The sequence below is a fragment of the Microbacterium sp. Z12_35 genome, from assembly GCF_058310475.1.
The window spans coordinates 1,562,879-1,579,884 of sequence record NZ_JBZEGJ010000001.1 but is presented as its reverse complement, the minus strand read 5'-3'; the positions used below and the strand labels follow the sequence as shown (position 1 = coordinate 1,579,884).

Below are 17,006 nucleotides of genomic sequence, written 5' to 3'. Positions count from 1 at the left end.
GGTTCGGTCGGAAGGTCAGGCGGCCTGGCACATGTCCCAGAGGGAACTGGACTCGGTCACGCCGATGCACGGGTCGAAGGTGAAGACCACGAGCGTGCCCAGCAGGATCAGGAAACCGGCCGACAGCCACAGCGCCCACACCAGCACGCGACGCACGGTGGGGGAGGCGACGTAGTCGTTCACGATCGTGCGCATGCCATTCGCGCCGTGGATGAGCGCCAGCCAGAGCATCAGCACGTCCCACCACTGCCAGAACGGCGAGGCGAACTTGCCGACGACGAAGGCGAAGTCGATCTGGTGGATGCCGTCGCCCGTCATGAGGTTGACGAACAGGTGCCCGAAGATGAGGACGACCAGGAGCACGCCGGAGGCGCGCATGTACACCCAGCCCCACTTCTCCCAGTTCGAGCCCTTGTTGCGGGTGCGCGGCGGGACGATCATCGAGACGTCGGCCGCTCCCTGAGCCTGTCGAAGGGACATCAGTGACCGCCTCCCATCGACGAGAAGACATTGATGAGGTGGCGGGGCGTGAAGCCGAGCATGGTGACGACCCATACGCCCAGGACGATCCACCACAGCTGACGCTGGTGGCGGGTGGCCCAACCCCAGAAGTCCACGAGGATGATCCGCAGCCCGTTGAACGCGTGGTACGCGATCGCGCCGACGAGCGCGACCTCACCGAGGCCCATGATCGGATTCTTGTACGTGCCGATGACGGCGTCGTATGCCTCGGGGGAGACGCGGATGAGCGCGGTGTCCAGGACGTGGACGAGCAGGAAGAAGAAGATGGCGACGCCGGTGATCCGGTGCAGAACCCACGACCACATGCCTTCACGGCCGCGGTACAGAGTCCCGCGCGGGACCTTGGAGGTGGTCTCGGCCACCGTCGGCGTGACGCGCGCTGGTGCAGACACGATCGTCCTCCCTGATCGAACACGGCTGGGCGGGGCTTTCTTTGCCCCAAGAAGCACAAGGCTCCTGCGTCACACGGGCGCTGGTTCATCCTACGTCGGGGGGCGTAATCCCGGGGATTAGGGCGGCCTTAGTGTCTCGATATCGAGATAGTCCCGGCGGGCGGCGGATGCCCCGTCCCACAACGGTCACACGAGCGACATGCCCCGCGATCCCCGCCCGGATAGCCTGATCCCATGCCCAACGACCCGATCGAGAACTTCTACGCCGTTATCCCCGCCGGCGGCATCGGCAGCCGGCTGTGGCCGCTCTCTCGCGCTGAGGCGCCCAAATTCCTGCACGACCTGACCGGCTCGGGTCAGACGTTGCTGCGTGACACGTGGGATCGGCTGGAGCCACTGGCAGGGCACGACCGCATCGCCGTCGTCACCGGGCGAGCGCACCGCGCGGCCGTCGAGAGGGAACTTCCGGCCGTCCCCGACCACAACGTCTTCCTCGAGTCCGAGCCGCGCGACTCGTCTGCGGCGATCGGGCTGGCCGCGGCCATCCTGCACCGCCGACACCCCGACGTGATCATCGGCTCCTTCGCCGCGGACCACGTCATCCGGGGCACTCGCACGTTCGAGTTCGCCGTGCATCAGGCGGTCGCGGTCGCCCGCGCCGGGTACATCTGCACGATCGGCATCCAGCCGAGCGAGCCCTCGGTCGGCTTCGGGTACATCCGTAAGGACGGAGAGCTCGACGTCGACGGCGCTCCCGAGGCGGCGATGGTCGAGCGGTTCGTGGAGAAACCCGACCTGGAGACCGCGCGCACCTACTTCGCCGACCGCAACTACCTGTGGAACGCCGGCATGTTCATCAGTCGGGCCGATGTGCTGCTGGCCGAACTGGCCGCCAACGAGCCCGAGTTGCACGCGGGGCTCTTGGAACTGGCCGAGGCCTGGGACGACCGCGAGCGGCGCGGTCCCGTCGTTGATCGGGTGTGGCCGACTCTGAAGAAGATCGCCATCGACTACGCCGTCGCGGAGCCTGCTGCCGAGAAGGGCCGCCTCGCGGTCATCCCCGGACACTTCGACTGGGACGACGTGGGCGACTTCGCGAGTCTGGCCAAGCTCAACTCCCACGGGGGCAAGAACGAGCTGGCGATCCTCGGCGGCTCGGCGCGGGTTCTCGCGGACGCCTCCAGCGGGATCGTGGTGTCGCAGACCGACCGCATCATCAGCCTCATCGGTGTGCAGGACATCGTCGTCGTCGACACCGCCGACGCACTGCTGGTGACCACGAGCGAACACGCCCAGCGCGTGAAGGGCGTTGTGGATGCTCTGAAGCTCACCGGTCGCGGCGACGTGCTCTGAGCGACCCGGAAGCATCGCAACTTGGTAACTCTTCGGGCCTGAGGGCTTACCAGAGTGGGTGGTTGTGCGCCATCCGACGTAACGTTCAGAAATATCCCGGCTGGGCGCTGCGGTTTCTCCGCGCCCGGAACCTGTTCAGAGAGGACTGCAGTGACTGCACCCACCCGTAAGCGGACTTTCGCCACCATGGCGTTCATCGGAGCCGCCGGCCTGCTGCTGTCGGCGTGCGCACCGGCTCCCGAGGAGGGTGGCGGCTCCGCAGAGGACAGCGACTTCCTCGCCTGCGCCGTGTCCGACGAGGGCAGCTGGAACGACAAGAGCTTCAACGAGTCGGCCTACCAGGGCCTGCTCGACGCGGAGTCCGACCTCGGCATCGAGATCGCCGACGCCGAGTCCAACAGCGAAGAGGACTTCACCCCGAACCTCACGCAGATGGTCGACGCCGGTTGCGACGTGACCTTCGCGGTCGGCTTCAACTTCTCCATCAACGACGTCATCTTCGACTTCGCCGACGCCAACCCCGAAGCCCGCCTCGTGTGGATCGACGGGTGGAACCAGGGCCAGGAGAACCTCAAGCCGATCACCTACGCGATGCAGGAGTCGAGCTTCCTCGCCGGCTACCTCGCCGCGGCGTACTCCACCAGCAAGATCATCGGCACCTACGGTGGCGACCAGATCGACTCCGTCACCTCCTTCATGACCGGCTACTACAACGGTGCGAAGTACTACGAGGAGGAGACCGGTACGCCGATCACCATCGTCGGCTGGGACCCGGCAGCGAACACCGGTGACTTCGTGGGCGACTTCGCGAACACCGGTGTGGCCAAGACCATCTCGCAGGGGCAGCTCGCCGCCGGCGCGGATGTCATCTTCCCCGTCGCGGGCAGCCTCTTCACCGCGACCGCTGAGGCGATCCGCGAGGCCGGCTCGGGCGTCATGCTCGGTGTCGACAAGGACATCGCCGTCACCCAGCCCGAGCTCGCCGACATCACGCTCACCTCGGTGGAGAAGCGCATGACGCAGGCCGTGCTCGAGGTCATCACGTCGATCATCGACAGTGACGAGTTCACCGCTGAGCCGTACGTCGGCACGCTCGCGAACGACGGCACCGCACTGAGCGGGTTCGGCGACTTCGACAGCGAGATCCCGCAGGACGTGAAGGACAAGCTCGAAGAGCTCAAGGCAGGCATCATCGACGGCTCGATCGACCCGCTCGCCGGCGTCTGATCCTTCGTCCCCTCACTGGCACAGTCACACCCCTGGCACACGCCGGGGCGGCAGAGTCCGCCTCGGCGTGTGCCGTTTCGAGCCGGTTCCGGCAGGATGGGTCGCACCATGAAACTCGAACTCCGTGGGATCACGAAGCGGTTCGGACCGCTCGTGGCCAACGATGCCATCGACCTCGTGGTGGAAACCGGCGAAATCCACGCCCTCCTCGGGGAGAACGGCGCCGGGAAGTCCACCCTCATGAATGTGCTTTTCGGGCTCTACCAGCCCGACGAGGGTGAGATCCTTCTCGACGACGTCCCGCAGCGCTTCTCCGGACCGGGGCAGGCCATGGCCGCCGGCATCGGAATGGTGCACCAGCACTTCATGCTCATCCCCGTCTTCACCGTCGCCGAGAACGTGATCCTCGGCCACGAGCCCAGCCGGGGCGGGGTGCTCGACCTCGCCGAGGCCCGCCGCCGCGTCCGCGAGATCTCCGACCGCTTCGGCTTCGAACTCGACCCGGACGCCGTCGTGGGCGACCTCCCCGTGGGCGCGCAGCAGCGCGTCGAGATCATCAAAGCGCTGGCGCGGGATGCCCGCGTGCTCATCCTCGACGAGCCCACCGCGGTGCTCACCCCCCAGGAGACCGACGAGCTGATGGCGACGATGCGTCGCCTCGCCGACGGCGGCACCTCCATCGTCTTCATCACGCACAAGCTCCGTGAGGTGCGCGCGGTCGCCGACACCATCACGGTCATCCGGCTCGGCAAGGTCGTCGGATCAGCCGCCCCCAGTGCATCCACCGACGAACTGGCCGCCCTCATGGTGGGGCGCGCGGTCGAACTGACCGTCCACAAGGATCCGCCGAAGCTCGGCGCGGAAGCGCTGGTCGTGGAGAACCTCACCCTGTTCGGGCCCGCCGGCGAGCGACTCCTGGATGACATCTCCTTCACCATCCGCGCCGGCGAAGTGCTCGCCGTGGCCGGTGTGCAGGGAAACGGGCAGACCGAACTCACCGAGGCCCTCGTCGGACTCCGCGACAAGGTGCAGGGCAGCATCCGCCTGGACGGGGAGGAGCTCTCCTCCGCTCACGTGCGACACGTGCTCGACAGCGGCGTCGGGTTCGTGCCGGAAGACCGGAAAGTGGACGGGCTGGTCGCGGAGTTCTCCGTGGCGGAGAACCTGATGCTCGACCGATCGTTCTCCGGCCCCTTCACGAAAGGCCCCGCGATCGACTTCGCCGAACGCGACCGCTTCGCCGACGAGGCGATCGAGGAGTTCGACATCCGCACCCCGCACCGCGGCGTCCTGGTCGGACGCCTCTCCGGCGGCAACCAGCAGAAGGTGGTGCTCGCCCGCGAGCTCGGACGCGACCTCAAACTCTTCGTGGCGTCGCAGCCGACGCGTGGCGTGGACGTGGGGTCGATCGAGTTCATCCACGAGCGGATCGTGGAGATCCGCGACTCGGGCATTCCCGTCCTCATCATCTCGACCGAGCTCGACGAGGTCGTCGCCCTCGCCGACCGCATCGCCGTGATGTACCGGGGCGCCATCATCGACATCGTCCCCGCCGACACGCCTCGCGAGCGGCTCGGCCGCCTCATGGCAGGAGTGCACGAATGACCCAGCCGCAGACCGACGTCATCACGCCGGACCCGGCTCCGGGGAGCCGCCCGACGCTCGGCGACGTGCTTCGTGACATCGCCTCCGGCGGCATCGTCCGCACCCTCGCCGCGATCGTGCTCTCGCTCATCGTGGCATCGGTGCTCATCATCTTCACGAACGAAGACGTCGGTCGCACGCTGCCGTACTTCTTCTCCCGCCCGACGGACTTCCTCGGGGAAGCCGCGCGCGCGGTCGGGAATGCCTACGCGGCGCTCTTCCGGGGATCGATCTACAACTTCTCCGCCGATTCCCCCGACCGCGCGATCCGGCCCCTCCTGGAGTCGCTCCGCTTCGCCGGCCCCCTCATCGCCGCCGGCCTCGGTGTCGCGCTGACCTTCCGCGCCGGTCTGTTCAACATCGGTGGCCAGGGCCAGATGGTCATGGCCGCGATCTGGTCGGCATGGGCCTCGTTCCAGCTGCACCTGCCCTATGGCATCCACCTCGTCGTCGCGGTGCTGTTCGGGCTCGTCGGCGCCGCGATCTGGGCAGGCATCGCGGGGCTGCTCAAGGCGACCACCGGCGCCCACGAAGTGATCGTCACGATCATGATGAATTACATCGCGGTGTCGTTCGCGACGTTCCTCATGCGCACCCCGGTGCTGCACGACATGGAGTCGGGGAACAACCCGACGACGCGGGCGCCCGACCCGACCGCGGTGTTCTCCCGCATCTTCGGTCCGGGCTTCGATCTCCGCTGGAGCTTCGTCCTCTGCATCCTGGCCGTCGGCGTCTACTGGTGGCTCATGGAGCGCTCGTCGCTGGGCTTCCGGCTGCGCATGGTCGGGTTGAACCCCGACGCCGCGCGCACGGCGGGCATCGACGTGAAGCGGATGTACATCGTCGCGATGGTGCTGTCCGGCCTGTTCATCGGTCTGGCGGGCATCAACCAGTCGCTGGGGCGCGACGGCAACTTCGGCCCCTCGATCGACTCCGGCATCGGATTCGACGCGATCACCGTGGCTCTGCTCGGCGGCTCGCGGGCGGGCGGCGTGCTGCTGGCCGGGATCCTGTTCGGGATGCTGCGTGCCGCCGGCCCCACGATGCAGCTGGCCGATGTCGCACCGGAGATCCTCGGTGTCGTGCAGGGCCTCATCGTGCTGTTCATCGCCGCGCCGCCGCTGGTGCGCGCCATCTTCCGGTTCCTGCCGACTCCGCGCGAAGTGACCGAGCTGAACACCGGTCGAAAGCCGCAGCTCGAGGCGAAGGGAGACGAGTGATGACCGCCGTCGCCGTTCCCGAAACGCGCGCTCCCGCCGGCGCCCTCCCGCCCCGCGCCTGGCGCACCCCGATCCTCCTCGGCGCGCTCGCCGCGATCACGCTCGTGGCGTTCGGTCTGCTGGGCAATGACGAGACGGTGGCGTTCCAGCTTTCCGGGCGCGACGACGCGATCCAGCTCGCCCCGTTCGTCACCACCGCGCGTGCGGCCGGTCTCGTGTCCGGCGTCATCGCGGTCGCCGCGGCCGCCGGCGCGTTCGCGCTGGCCGCCCGCCGACGCCGGGTGAGCGTCTGGCTCCCGCTCGTCGTCGGCCTCGGATTCCTCGTGGCCCTCGTCGCCTGGGTCGGCGCCGGGGGATCGGTGCCGGTGGTCTTCCTCCTCACCGGCGCGATCGCGCTGTCCACCCCCATCGTGTTCGGCGCGCTCTCCGGGGTCATCGGCGAGCGCGTCGGCATCGTGAACATCGCCATCGAAGGGCAGCTGCTCGCCGGTGCCTGCACGGCCGCGATGGTGGCATCCGTCACCGGAAACCAGATCCTCGCCCTCGGTGCCGCCATGATCTCCGGCGCGCTGATCGCCATGGTGCTGGCATGGTTCTCCATCAGCTACCTCGTCGACCAGGTGGTGGTCGGTGTCGTGCTGATCGGCCTGGTCACCGCCATCACGAACTTCCTCTACTCGGCGGTGATCGGCGCCAATTCCGCGGCGCTCAACGACCCGGGCACCCTCCCGCGGATCAAGATCCCGCTGCTCTCGGACATCCCTGTTCTCGGCCCGGTGTTGTTCGACCAGCGGCTGACGACCTACATCATGTTCCTGCTGGTGCCCCTGACCTGGTTCCTGCTGTTCCGCACGACCTGGGGGCTGCGCATCCGTGCCCTCGGCGAGCATCCGCTGGCCGCCGACACCGTCGGCATCAAGGTCAACGTGTGGCGGTTCTGGACCGTCAGCGTCGCCGGTCTCATCGCCGGTCTCGGCGGCGCGTCGCTGACCATCGGCTCGGTCGGCGCGTTCGTCCGAGAGATGAGCGCGGGACAGGGATTCATCGCCCTGGCTGCGGTCATCCTCGGCCGGTGGAACCCGTGGGGGGCCGCGATCGCGGCACTCCTGTTCGGCTTCGCCAGCAACTTCCGCATCTGGGCCGGCCAAGCCGGATCGCAGATTCCGACCGACCTCATCGAGATGACCCCGTACGTGGTCACCCTCATCGCCGTGGCGATCGTGGCCGGCCGAGTCATCGGCCCCAAGGCCGCCGGCAAACCCTATGTCAAGGAGTGAAGTGACGGACATCGACTGGGACGTTCTCCGCGTCGCCGCCACCGAGGCCATGCAACGCGCCTACGCACCGTACTCGCGGTTCAAGGTGGGCGCTGCGGCCCTCGTCAGCGACGGGCGCATCGTCGCGGGATGCAACGTGGAGAACGCCTCCTATGGCGTGACGCTGTGCGCAGAGTGCGGCCTCGTGTCGGAGCTGCACATGTCCGGCGGTGGGCAGCTCGTGGCCTTCGTCTGCGTGGACGGGGAAGGCCGCACCCTCATGCCCTGCGGACGCTGCCGTCAGCTGCTGTTCGAGCACTCGATTCCCGGGATGCTGCTGGAGACGGTGTCGGGCATCCGCACGATCGACGAGGTTCTGCCCGACGCCTTCGGTCCGCGCGACCTCGCCACCCGACAGCAACAGGGATCGGTCAATCGATGACCGTCTCATCTTCCGAGTTCGCGTCGATCGAGTCGCATGACGCGATCGATGTCATCCGCGCCAAGCGCGATGGCGGCAGCATCCCGGAGCCGGCGCTGCGCTGGATGATCGACGCCTACACCCGCGGGTACGTCACCGACCCCCAGATGTCGGCGTTCGCGATGGCCGTGCTCCTCAACGGCATGGAGCGCGATGAGATCCGCGTGATGACCGACGCGATGATCGACTCGGGTGAGCGCATGGACTTCTCCTCGCTCGGCAAGCCCACCGTCGACAAGCACTCCACCGGTGGGGTCGGCGACAAGATCACACTGCCCCTCGCCCCGCTGGTGGCGAGCTTCGGCGTCGCGGTCCCGCAGCTGTCCGGTCGCGGACTCGGCCACACCGGCGGAACACTCGACAAGCTCGAGTCCATCCCGGGCTGGCGCGCCGCCCTGTCGAACGACGAGATCCTCGCGCAGCTCGAAGGGGTCGGCGCCGTCATCTGCGCGGCCGGCATCGGCCTGGCTCCGGCCGACAAGAAGCTCTACGCGCTCCGGGATGTCACCGGCACCGTCGAGGCGATCCCGCTCATCGCGTCCAGCATCATGTCCAAGAAGATCGCCGAGGGGACGGATTCGCTCGTGCTGGACGTGAAGTTCGGCTCCGGAGCCTTCATGCAGGACCTCGACCGCGCACGGGAGCTGGCGCGCACCATGGTTGCGCTGGGGACCGACTCGGGTGTGGCCACGACGGCGCTCCTGACCGACATGAACACGCCTCTCGGGCGTGCGATCGGCAACGCCAACGAGGTGCGCGAATCGGTGGAGGTGCTCGCCGGCGGCGGCCCTGCCGACATCGTCGAGCTCACCGTGGCCCTGGCGCGCGAGATGCTCGCGCTCGCGGGCCAGCCCGACGCCGACGTCGAGCGGGCGCTCGCGGACGGCCGCGCCATGGACGTCTGGCGGCGCATGATCCGCGCGCAGGACGGAGACCCGGATGGGGCGCTGCCGCAGCCGCGCGAGACCCACACGGTCACCGCCGACCGCGCCGGGGTGGTGGCGCGCGTCGAGGCTCTGCCGTTCGGGATCGCCGCGTGGCGCCTGGGTGCCGGCCGGGCGCGCGCGCAGGATCCGATCATCCACGCCGCCGGCGTCGACCTGCACGTGAAACCCGGCGATTCCGTCTCTGCCGGTCAGCCGCTGTTCACCCTGCTGGCCGATGATGGGGAGCGGTTCTCGCGCGCCCTGGATGCGGTGGCGGGCGCGTGGGAGATCGGCGACGAGGCTCCACCGGCCGCACCGCTGGTCCGCGAACGCATCACCGCCTGACGATCGAAGCTCCGGGAGGAACCATGGCCATCGAACCCGACGGCGACGTCCGCATCGAAGGGCGGTCGCTGCGCGCGCTGCCCAAGGTGTCGCTGCACGACCATCTCGACGGCGCGGTGCGTCCCGCCACGGTGATCGAGCTCGCCGACGCTGCCGGCGTGGACCTCCCGGAAGCAGACCCCGACGACCTCGCTGACTGGTTTGCGGAAAGCGCCGAGGGTGGCACGCTCGTGGACTACCTGAAGACCTTCGACCTGACCGTGGCGGTCATGCAGACCCGTGAGGGACTGGCGCGCGTCGCCCGCGAGTTCGTCGAGGATCTCGCCACCGACGGCGTCGTCTACGGCGAAGTGCGCTGGGCACCCGAGCAGCACCTCACGCAGGGCCTCACGCTCGAGGAGGCCGTGGCAGCCGTGCAGGAGGGCATCGAAGAGGGTGAGGATGCCGCGCAGGCGGCCGGCCAGGACATCCGGGTCGGGCAGCTGTTGACGGCGCTGCGCCACAATGACCGCTCGCTCGACATCGCCCGGCTCGCCGTGCAGTGGCGGGGGAGGGGCGTGGTCGGGTTCGACATCGCCGGCCCCGAGGACGGGTTCTTACCCGCCCTCCACCGGGAGGCCTTCGACTACCTCGCGGGGGAGTTCTTCCCGGTGACCGTGCACGCCGGCGAAGCGGCCGGGTTGGACTCCATCCGTTCGGCTCTGCTGGACGGGCGCGCCGTGCGGCTCGGCCATGGCGTTCGGGTCGCGGAAGACCTCGATGTCGTTTCGCGTGCGGGCGACGAGGTGCGCGTGCACCTCGGTGACCTCGCCCGATGGGTGCGGGATCGAGAGATCGCTCTGGAGCTTGCCCCCTCATCCAATCTGCAGACCGGCGCCGTTGCGGCGTGGGGGACCAACCTCGAGGACCACCCGTTCGACCTGCTCTACCAGCTGGGTTTCTCCGTGACGGTGAACGTCGACAACCGGACGATGAGCCGCACCTCGCTGACCCGCGAGCTGGCTCTGCTCGTCGAGGCGTTCGAGTACGGTCTGGACGACCTGGAAGCGTTCCAGCTCAATGCGGCGGCGGCCGCGTTCCTCCCCATCGAGGAGCGCGAGGAGCTCATCGACCTCATCGCCGACGGCTTCGCCTCCTGACCTCTCTGCCAGAACCTCACGGCCGGTCGTGTCTCAGTTCTGCAGCTTCTGACGTGCCAGAAGCTGCACAACTGAGACACGACGGGCTTTGACCCGTCCTCCACAGGGGCGGTCGGGTCCGCGGGGCGAAGGGGCGGCTGTGGATGGCGCGGCTCGGGGCGCGCTGGGGGTGTCTCCTGGGGGAGTGACCACGCGGAACTCGCCTTTCGACGACCGACCGTTCTCGGTGGCCGCCGGCGAGGCGGCCGGAATCGGGCGCGGAGCGCTGGCCGGCCCGAGGTTCACTGCGCCGTTTCGCGGCGTTCGCCAGTGGAAGGGCGCCCCGCAGCCCGACACCGAGCGCTCTCGGCTGCTCATCCGCTGCCGCCAGTACGCGCAGCGGATGGCCGCGAACGAGTTCTTCAGCCACGACACCGCCCTGGTGATGTACGGCGCTCCTACCCCCTACGGGTGGCGGCTGGGTGACCTCCATGTCGCCGTGCACCGGCCGCACCAGGCGCCACGGATCCGCGGCATCCGCGGTCACCGTCTGCAACAACGCGTTCCGGCGGTTCGAGAGGTGGAGGGACTGCGGTTCGAAGACCCCTGTCGCGCGTGGGTGCAGCTCGCCCACGAGTGGCCGTTCGACGCGATGGTGGCCGCGGGCGACTTCCTCGTCGCACGGCGGCGGCCTCTCGCGACGATGGAGGAGCTTCGTGCGGAGGCGGCATGGGCACGCCGCGGACGGACGCTCGCCGGTGTGCTCGCGGCCGTCCGCGTCGGGTCCGAGTCGCCCGAAGAGACGCGGCTGCGGCTCGTGTTGCTGCGCGGTGGGCTGCCGGAACCCGAGCTGAACATCGACCTCTTCGACGATGAGGGCCGCTTCCTCGGCCGCGGCGACCTGGTGTTCCCCCGCTGGCGGGTGCTCGTGGAGTACGACGGTCGTCAGCACGCGAGCGACCCGTGCAGTTCGCCCGTGACGCCGACCGCTGGCACGGGTTGGCCGAAAGCGGGTGGACGCTCGTCCGGGTGCTCCACCATCATCTCCCGGGCGACGGGTCCGTCGCTCTCGATCGCACCCGGGCTGCCCTCATCCGCGCCGGGTGGCGCCCCGGCCCTGTCTGATGTCCCACCTTCGCAGCAAACTCAGCCCGGAAAGCTGCTTCACCGGGACATGAACCGGCGTCAGGACAGGGCGGCCTGCCGGGAGGCCACGATCCGCTCGATCCGGGGGAAGAGCGGATGCTCCGCCTCCAGGCCGGTCACCGCTGAGGTGAACTCCGCAGCCGACTGCTCCCGCAGCATCCGCTGCAGGTCCACGGACTGCGCATCCTCGGGGTCATCGAAGGCCAGTGCGGCGCTCATCGCGTCCACGAGCCCGTCGACCGGCAGCCCACGCTCGATCGCCTCCGCGGCCGGGCCCACGAAGCGCTCGTGCCGCGAGAGCTTGCGCAGCGGCTGCCGGCCCACCCGCCACACCGTGTCGGGGAGGGCGGGGTTGCGGAAGCGCCGCAGGATCGTCTCGCGGTACGCGTGCTGCGCCGCGGGTTCGAGATCGTGCTTCTGGATGAGGAGGTCCGAGGTCTCCCGCAGGGCCTTCTCGACCTTCGCGGCGATGGCGGGGTCGGCGAGGGCGTCGGAGATGCGCTCGATGCCCGCGGCGGCCCCGAAGTACGCCGTCGTCGCGTGCCCGGTGTTGACCGTGAACAGCTTCCGTTCGATGTACGGGGTCAGGTCGTCGACGAAGTGTGCGCCGGGGATGTGCGGCGGGGCGTCACCGAACGGTCCACGCTCGATCGCCCACTCGTAGAACGGCTCCACCGTCACGTCGATCCCGCCACCCGGGGCCTGCGCGGGAACGATGCGGTCGACGGCGGTGTTCGCGAACACCGCTCGCCCCGACACCGCGTCCCACGCGTCGCCGGCGGCGGCGGCCATCTCGTCGCGGAGGGTGTCGGTCGCGCCGATGGCGTTCTCGCATGCCATCACTTGCAGGGGAGCGGCGGCCGGATCGCGCAGTCCGAGACCCGCGACGATGTGCGGGGCGACGAACTTCAGGATGGTCGGCCCGACCGCGGTCGTGACCACGTCGGCCGTGGCGATCTCGTCCACCAGGGCGGACGCGTCGGTCGCGCTGTTGATCGCGCGGAATCCGGTGACGACGGTGTCGACGCCCCCCTCGCCGACCTCGTGGACCGTGTATTCGGACGCGGCGTTGATCGCATCGACGAGCGCCTCGGCGACGTCCGAGAACACCAGCTCGTACCCGCCCTCGTGCAGGAGCAGCCCGACGAACCCCCGGCCGATGTTGCCGGCGCCGAAGTGGACGGCTTTGCTCACTGGTTGACCGCCGATAGCGCCGCGAAGAGCTCTTCGGGCGACTCCACCGTCTTCAGCCGCGCCACCTCGTCCTCGTCGGAGAACAGGATCGCGATCTGCGACAGGATCTCGAGGTGCTCGTCGCCCTTGCCCGCGATGCCGACGACGAAGGTGACGGGCTCCCCGCCCCAATCCACGCCTCCGTCGTACCGGACCACCGACAGGCCGGAGTCGAGGATCGTCTGCTTCGTCTCGTTCGTGCCATGGGGGATCGCAAGCTCGTTGCCCATGTAGGTGGAGACCGTCTCCTCGCGCTGTTGCATCGCGTCGAAGTACGCGCCGGTGACGGCGCCGGCGGCTTGGAGGATGTCTGCGGCCTCCTTCATCGCCTCCTCGCGCGTCGCGCTCCCAGAGTGGATGCGCACCTGTCCGATGCTGAGGACATCACGTGCCATGGTCTCGCCTTTCGTTCGATGTATTCAGCCTGGCAAATGCTCAGCCGAACGGAAAGGCCGCGAGGCCGGGGGCATCACGCCGGCCCGGCCCCGCAGCGGTCGTTCTGTTACGCGCCGTCGTTCTGGTCGCGCACGATCTCCACGACCTCGTCGTACTTCGGCGAGTTCATGAAGTTGTCCACCGACACGTGGATCGCACCCGGGGACTGCCGGCGCGCGCGATCGGTGAGCTGGTTCTGCGTGATCACCAGATCGGCCGAGTCGTCGAGGTTCGCGATGGCCTTGTTGGTGACCGTGACCCCCTCGTAGCCGGCCTTCTTGATCTTGTTGCGCAGGACGCTCGCGCCCATCGCCGACGATCCCATACCCGCGTCGCAGGCGAACACGATGTTGCGTACCGGCTTGGTCGCGACGATGCCGCCGTCCAGCCGGCCGCCGGTCTCAGCCTCGGTCTCGAGTCGGTCCACGGCATCCTCGGCCTCGCGCACGGACTCGCGGTCCCGGTTGTCGGAGGCGCGCAGCCCATCCAGGGCCGAGGACGACTTGCCCTTGTTCGCCGCCGTCTTCGAAACCGCAGCGGAGAACTGGTCGCCCTCCGCGAGGAGGTCACGTTTGCGAGAGGCGCGCAGGATGACCGCCGCGACGAGGAACGTCACCGCCGCCGACAGCACGACGGAGAGGATGACCGCGAAGTACGCACCCGATGCCGTTTGCGCGAGCACCGCGAAGATGCTTCCCGGGGCGGCAGGGGCTCGCAGCGCTCCGCCGAGCAGCATGTTCGTGGTGACGCCGGTCGCACCACCCGCGATCAGCGCGACGATGAGCACCGGCTTCATGAGGGCGAACGGGAAGTAGACCTCGTGGATGCCACCGAAGAACTGGATGACCGCCGCGCCCGGTGCCGACGCGCGGGCCGCGCCGATGCCGAAGAACGTGAACGCGAGGAGCAGACCCAGACCGGGGCCGGGGTTGGCCTCGAGGAGGAACAGGATCGAGGAGCCGTTCTCCGACGCCTGTGCGATGCCGAGGGGCGTGAGCACGCCGTGGTTGATGGCGTTGTTGAGGAAGAACACCTTCGCCGGCTCGATGATGATGCTGGTCAGCGGAAGCAGGTTCGTCTCCACCAGCCAGTTCACCGCGATGCTGAGCACGTTCATCAGGCCGTTGACCAGCCACGCGACGGGGTAGAACCCGACGATGGCCATCACGAAGCCCCAGATGCCCGCAGAGAACATGTTCACGAGCATCTCGAAGCCGGCCCGGATCTTGCCGTCCCACAGCTTGTCGAGCCACTTCATGGTGTAGGCCGCGAGCGGTGCCATGATCATGGCACCGATGAACTGGTGGATCTGACCCAGCGGCTCCTCGCCCGCGGGCAGCGTGGCGTTGAACTGGGCGATCAGCAGGTCGGAGCCTGCGATGACGCCCATCGTGGCGATGGCGCCGACGACGGCACCGCGCACCCCGTAGACCATGTGGCCGGCGGTGTAGGCGATGATGATCGGCAGCAGGTAGTGGATGAACGGCCCGACGATCGTGGCGAGATCCGCGTTCGGCGTCCATCCCACGTCGATGAAGAAGGCCGTGAAGATACCCCACGCGATCAGCGCGGGGATGTTCGGCATGATCATGCCGGACAGGAACGTGCCGAATCGCTGAACGGCGACGCGGGCGCCCCCTCTCTTGGGGGTCACCTCTGGTGACGTCGTTGTCATGGCTGTGTCACTTTCTGTGATGCGGAGGCCGCACGTGCCGCCTCCGGTGCTGGTTCCAGCGAAGCGGCTCGTGCCGCATCGCGGGCGGAGGCCGCGTCATCCGCGGCCAGGGCTGCTTCGGCGACGCGTCGGGCGTCGTCGAGCGTGTGGGTAAGGAGGGAAGCGCGCACGTCCGCCAGCGCGGTGGGGGCCATGGACAAGGTCGTCGCGCCCAACCCCACGAGCACCACCGCCAGGAGGGGGTCGGCCGCTGCTTCGCCGCAGATTCCCACCGGCTTACCCGCGGCGGCTCCTGCCGCGCCCACCTCACGGATGAGGCGGAGCACCGCGGGATGCCACGGGTCCTGGAACGATGCGACCGAACCGAGCAGACGGTCCGCGGCGAGCGTGTACTGCGTGAGGTCGTTCGTGCCGATGGAGGCGAAGTCGGCCCGGGCGAGGATGCGGTCGGCCAGGAGCGCGGAGGAGGGCACCTCGACCATGACCCCGGCCGTTTTCAGTCCGTAGTCATGGGCCAGGGCGACGAAGTACTCCGTCTCCTCGACCGTCGAGACCATCGGCGCCATGACCCACAGGTCGGCCGGGCCTTCCGACGTCGCGCGGGTCGCTGCATCCGCCTCGGCCAGCGCGGTCAGCTGCTCGCGGAGGATGTCTTCGCTCGCGCGGAGCGCGCGCAGGCCTCGCAGCCCGAGCGCCGGGTTCTCCTCGTGCGCGTCGTTGAGGAAGGGCAGCGGCTTGTCGGCACCGGCATCCAGCACCCGCACGACGACCTTCTTTCCCGGGAAGGTCGAGAGGAGCTCGGTGTACGCCGTGCGCTGCTCCTCGACCGTCGGCGCGGAGTTCGCGCTGAGGAAGAGGAACTCGGTGCGGAACAGCCCGACGCCCTCGGCGCCCAGTTCGACCGCCTCCGCGGCGCCTCCTGGTTTGCCCAGGTTGGCGAGCAGCGGAACCGCGGTACCGTCGGCGAGCGCTCCGGGGGTGATGGGCGCCGAGGACGCGGACGCCCGCTCGGCGGCCCGGTTCTGCGCGCGGTCGAGGTCGTCTTGGCTCGGGTCGACGGTCACGACGCCGGCGGCGGCATCCACGATCACGACCGTGCCGTCGGCGAGGTCCTTGGCCTGCGCCGCGCCGACCACGGCGACGATGGACTTCTCGCGGGCGAGGATCGCGGTGTGGGACGTCGGGCCACCCTCGGTGGTGACGAGCGCGAGCACCTTGTCGAGGTCGAGCAGGGCGGTGTCGGCGGGGGCGAGGTCTTTCGCGACGAGCACGAACGGATGCCCCGGATCGGGCACGCCCGGCGCCGGTACTCCGCGCAGGTGCGCCAGCACGCGCTGGGCCACGTCGTCGAGATCCGCGGCGCGCTCGCCGAGGTAACCCCCGAGCGCGGTGAGCTGGTCACGGAACGAGGCGAAGGCATCCCACACGGCCCATTCGCCGGTCTTCCCTGCCGTGAGGCGGGTGTCGATCTCAGCCTCGAGTGAGGGATCTTCCGCCATCATCGCCTGGGCCTCGAGAACGTCTCGGGCGGCGCCGCCGGCCTGCGATCCACGCTGCTCCAGCTCGCGGGCCACCGCGGCCACCGCATCCCGCACCCGCGCGGTCTCCTCTTCGGGCGACATCGTGCTCGGGGCATCGGCGGGTGCCGGAAGCGGCTCGGCCATGCGCGCGATCGGCCCTTGGGCCACGCCCAGGCCGATCCCGACTCCGCGGACCTCGCTCATCGTGGCTGTCCCGTCCTCATTCGGCGTCATGGTCGGTGCTCAACAGGTCGGCGAGCGTATCCAGGGTCGCTTCGCTTCCCTCGCCGTCCGCGGTCAGCGTGACGTAGTCGCCCTGGTCGATTCCGAGTGCGATGACGCCGAGGATGCTGGCGGCGTTGACCGGCGCTCCGGATCCCTTCGCGATCGTGATCGGGATGCCGGCTTCCTTCGCCGCCTGGGCGAAGAGCTTCGCCGGGCGCGCGTGCAGCCCGTGGCTGGACCCGATCCGTACCGTGCGGGTGAGGGGAGGCATGGTTCCTGCTTTCTCGC

General features: G+C 69.0%; 15 protein-coding genes. 8 read left to right on the top strand and 7 right to left on the bottom strand.

The window, feature by feature from the left end; translation table 11 throughout:
* Window positions 1-15 precede the first annotated feature (15 nt).
* Together AC4FS1_RS07775 and sdhC are read right to left on the bottom strand one after the other, a co-directional pair.
* Entirely contained in the window at window positions 16-480 is a 465-nt protein-coding gene (locus AC4FS1_RS07775; RefSeq protein WP_491153917.1) for a succinate dehydrogenase hydrophobic membrane anchor subunit, read from the bottom strand.
* On the bottom strand, window positions 480-914 hold the full coding sequence (gene sdhC, locus AC4FS1_RS07770) for a succinate dehydrogenase, cytochrome b556 subunit (RefSeq protein WP_491153915.1): 435 nt from the start codon (window positions 912-914) through the stop codon (window positions 480-482). The genes AC4FS1_RS07775 and sdhC overlap by 1 nt, the downstream gene beginning before the upstream one ends.
* 234 nt (window positions 915-1,148) lie before the next feature.
* On the opposite strand from sdhC, the gene AC4FS1_RS07765 reads away from it, so the two are divergent.
* From AC4FS1_RS07765 to AC4FS1_RS07730, 8 genes are all read left to right on the top strand, one after another.
* A complete protein-coding gene (locus AC4FS1_RS07765) occupies window positions 1,149-2,267 on the top strand; it encodes a mannose-1-phosphate guanylyltransferase (protein ID WP_491153913.1) in 1,119 nt (372 codons plus the stop codon).
* A 150-nt stretch (window positions 2,268-2,417) separates the two neighbouring features.
* Window positions 2,418-3,494 (top strand): BMP family lipoprotein, encoded by a 1,077-nt coding sequence (locus tag AC4FS1_RS07760; protein ID WP_491153911.1) that lies wholly within the window; start codon window positions 2,418-2,420, stop codon window positions 3,492-3,494.
* Between the two features lie 108 nt (window positions 3,495-3,602).
* Window positions 3,603-5,099 carry an ABC transporter ATP-binding protein gene (locus AC4FS1_RS07755; RefSeq protein WP_491153909.1) on the top strand — a complete coding sequence of 499 codons (1,497 nt, stop codon included), beginning with the start codon at window positions 3,603-3,605 and terminating at the stop codon, window positions 5,097-5,099.
* Entirely contained in the window at window positions 5,096-6,358 is a 1,263-nt protein-coding gene (locus AC4FS1_RS07750) for an ABC transporter permease (protein ID WP_491153907.1), read from the top strand. The genes AC4FS1_RS07755 and AC4FS1_RS07750 overlap by 4 nt, the downstream gene beginning before the upstream one ends.
* Complete coding sequence (locus AC4FS1_RS07745; RefSeq protein ID WP_491153906.1) at window positions 6,358-7,635, top strand: ABC transporter permease; 1,278 nt, start codon at window positions 6,358-6,360, stop codon at window positions 7,633-7,635. The genes AC4FS1_RS07750 and AC4FS1_RS07745 overlap by 1 nt, the downstream gene beginning before the upstream one ends.
* A gap of 1 nt (window position 7,636) precedes the next feature.
* Entirely contained in the window at window positions 7,637-8,056 is a 420-nt protein-coding gene (locus AC4FS1_RS07740; protein WP_491153904.1) for a cytidine deaminase, read from the top strand.
* On the top strand, window positions 8,053-9,366 hold the full coding sequence (locus AC4FS1_RS07735) for a thymidine phosphorylase (RefSeq protein ID WP_491153902.1): 1,314 nt from the start codon (window positions 8,053-8,055) through the stop codon (window positions 9,364-9,366). The genes AC4FS1_RS07740 and AC4FS1_RS07735 overlap by 4 nt, the downstream gene beginning before the upstream one ends.
* Window positions 9,367-9,389: 23 nt before the next feature.
* Window positions 9,390-10,505, top strand: a complete 1,116-nt coding sequence (locus AC4FS1_RS07730) for an adenosine deaminase (protein WP_491153900.1) — start codon at window positions 9,390-9,392, stop codon at window positions 10,503-10,505.
* A 1,164-nt stretch (window positions 10,506-11,669) separates the two neighbouring features.
* Here AC4FS1_RS07730 and AC4FS1_RS07725 read toward each other — a convergent pair.
* The 5 genes from AC4FS1_RS07725 to AC4FS1_RS07705 form a co-directional block, all read right to left on the bottom strand.
* On the bottom strand, window positions 11,670-12,824 hold the full coding sequence (locus AC4FS1_RS07725) for a mannitol-1-phosphate 5-dehydrogenase (protein ID WP_491153899.1): 1,155 nt from the start codon (window positions 12,822-12,824) through the stop codon (window positions 11,670-11,672).
* The gene (locus AC4FS1_RS07720; protein ID WP_491153897.1) at window positions 12,821-13,258 is read right to left on the bottom strand and encodes a PTS mannitol transporter subunit IIA; all 438 of its coding nucleotides are present in this window, start codon (window positions 13,256-13,258) and stop codon (window positions 12,821-12,823) included. The genes AC4FS1_RS07725 and AC4FS1_RS07720 overlap by 4 nt, the downstream gene beginning before the upstream one ends.
* A 107-nt stretch (window positions 13,259-13,365) precedes the next feature.
* Window positions 13,366-14,973, bottom strand: a complete 1,608-nt coding sequence (locus AC4FS1_RS07715) for a PTS mannitol transporter subunit IIBC (RefSeq protein ID WP_491153895.1) — start codon at window positions 14,971-14,973, stop codon at window positions 13,366-13,368.
* Window positions 14,970-16,697: a phosphoenolpyruvate--protein phosphotransferase gene (gene ptsP, locus AC4FS1_RS07710; protein ID WP_491155678.1), complete on the bottom strand. Its 1,728-nt coding sequence runs from the start codon at window positions 16,695-16,697 to the stop codon at window positions 14,970-14,972. Before ptsP ends, AC4FS1_RS07715 begins: the two co-directional genes overlap by 4 nt.
* Window positions 16,698-16,713: 16 nt before the next feature.
* Window positions 16,714-16,989 carry an HPr family phosphocarrier protein gene (locus AC4FS1_RS07705; protein ID WP_491153893.1) on the bottom strand — a complete coding sequence of 92 codons (276 nt, stop codon included), beginning with the start codon at window positions 16,987-16,989 and terminating at the stop codon, window positions 16,714-16,716.
* Between the last annotated feature and the right edge of the window lie 17 nt (window positions 16,990-17,006).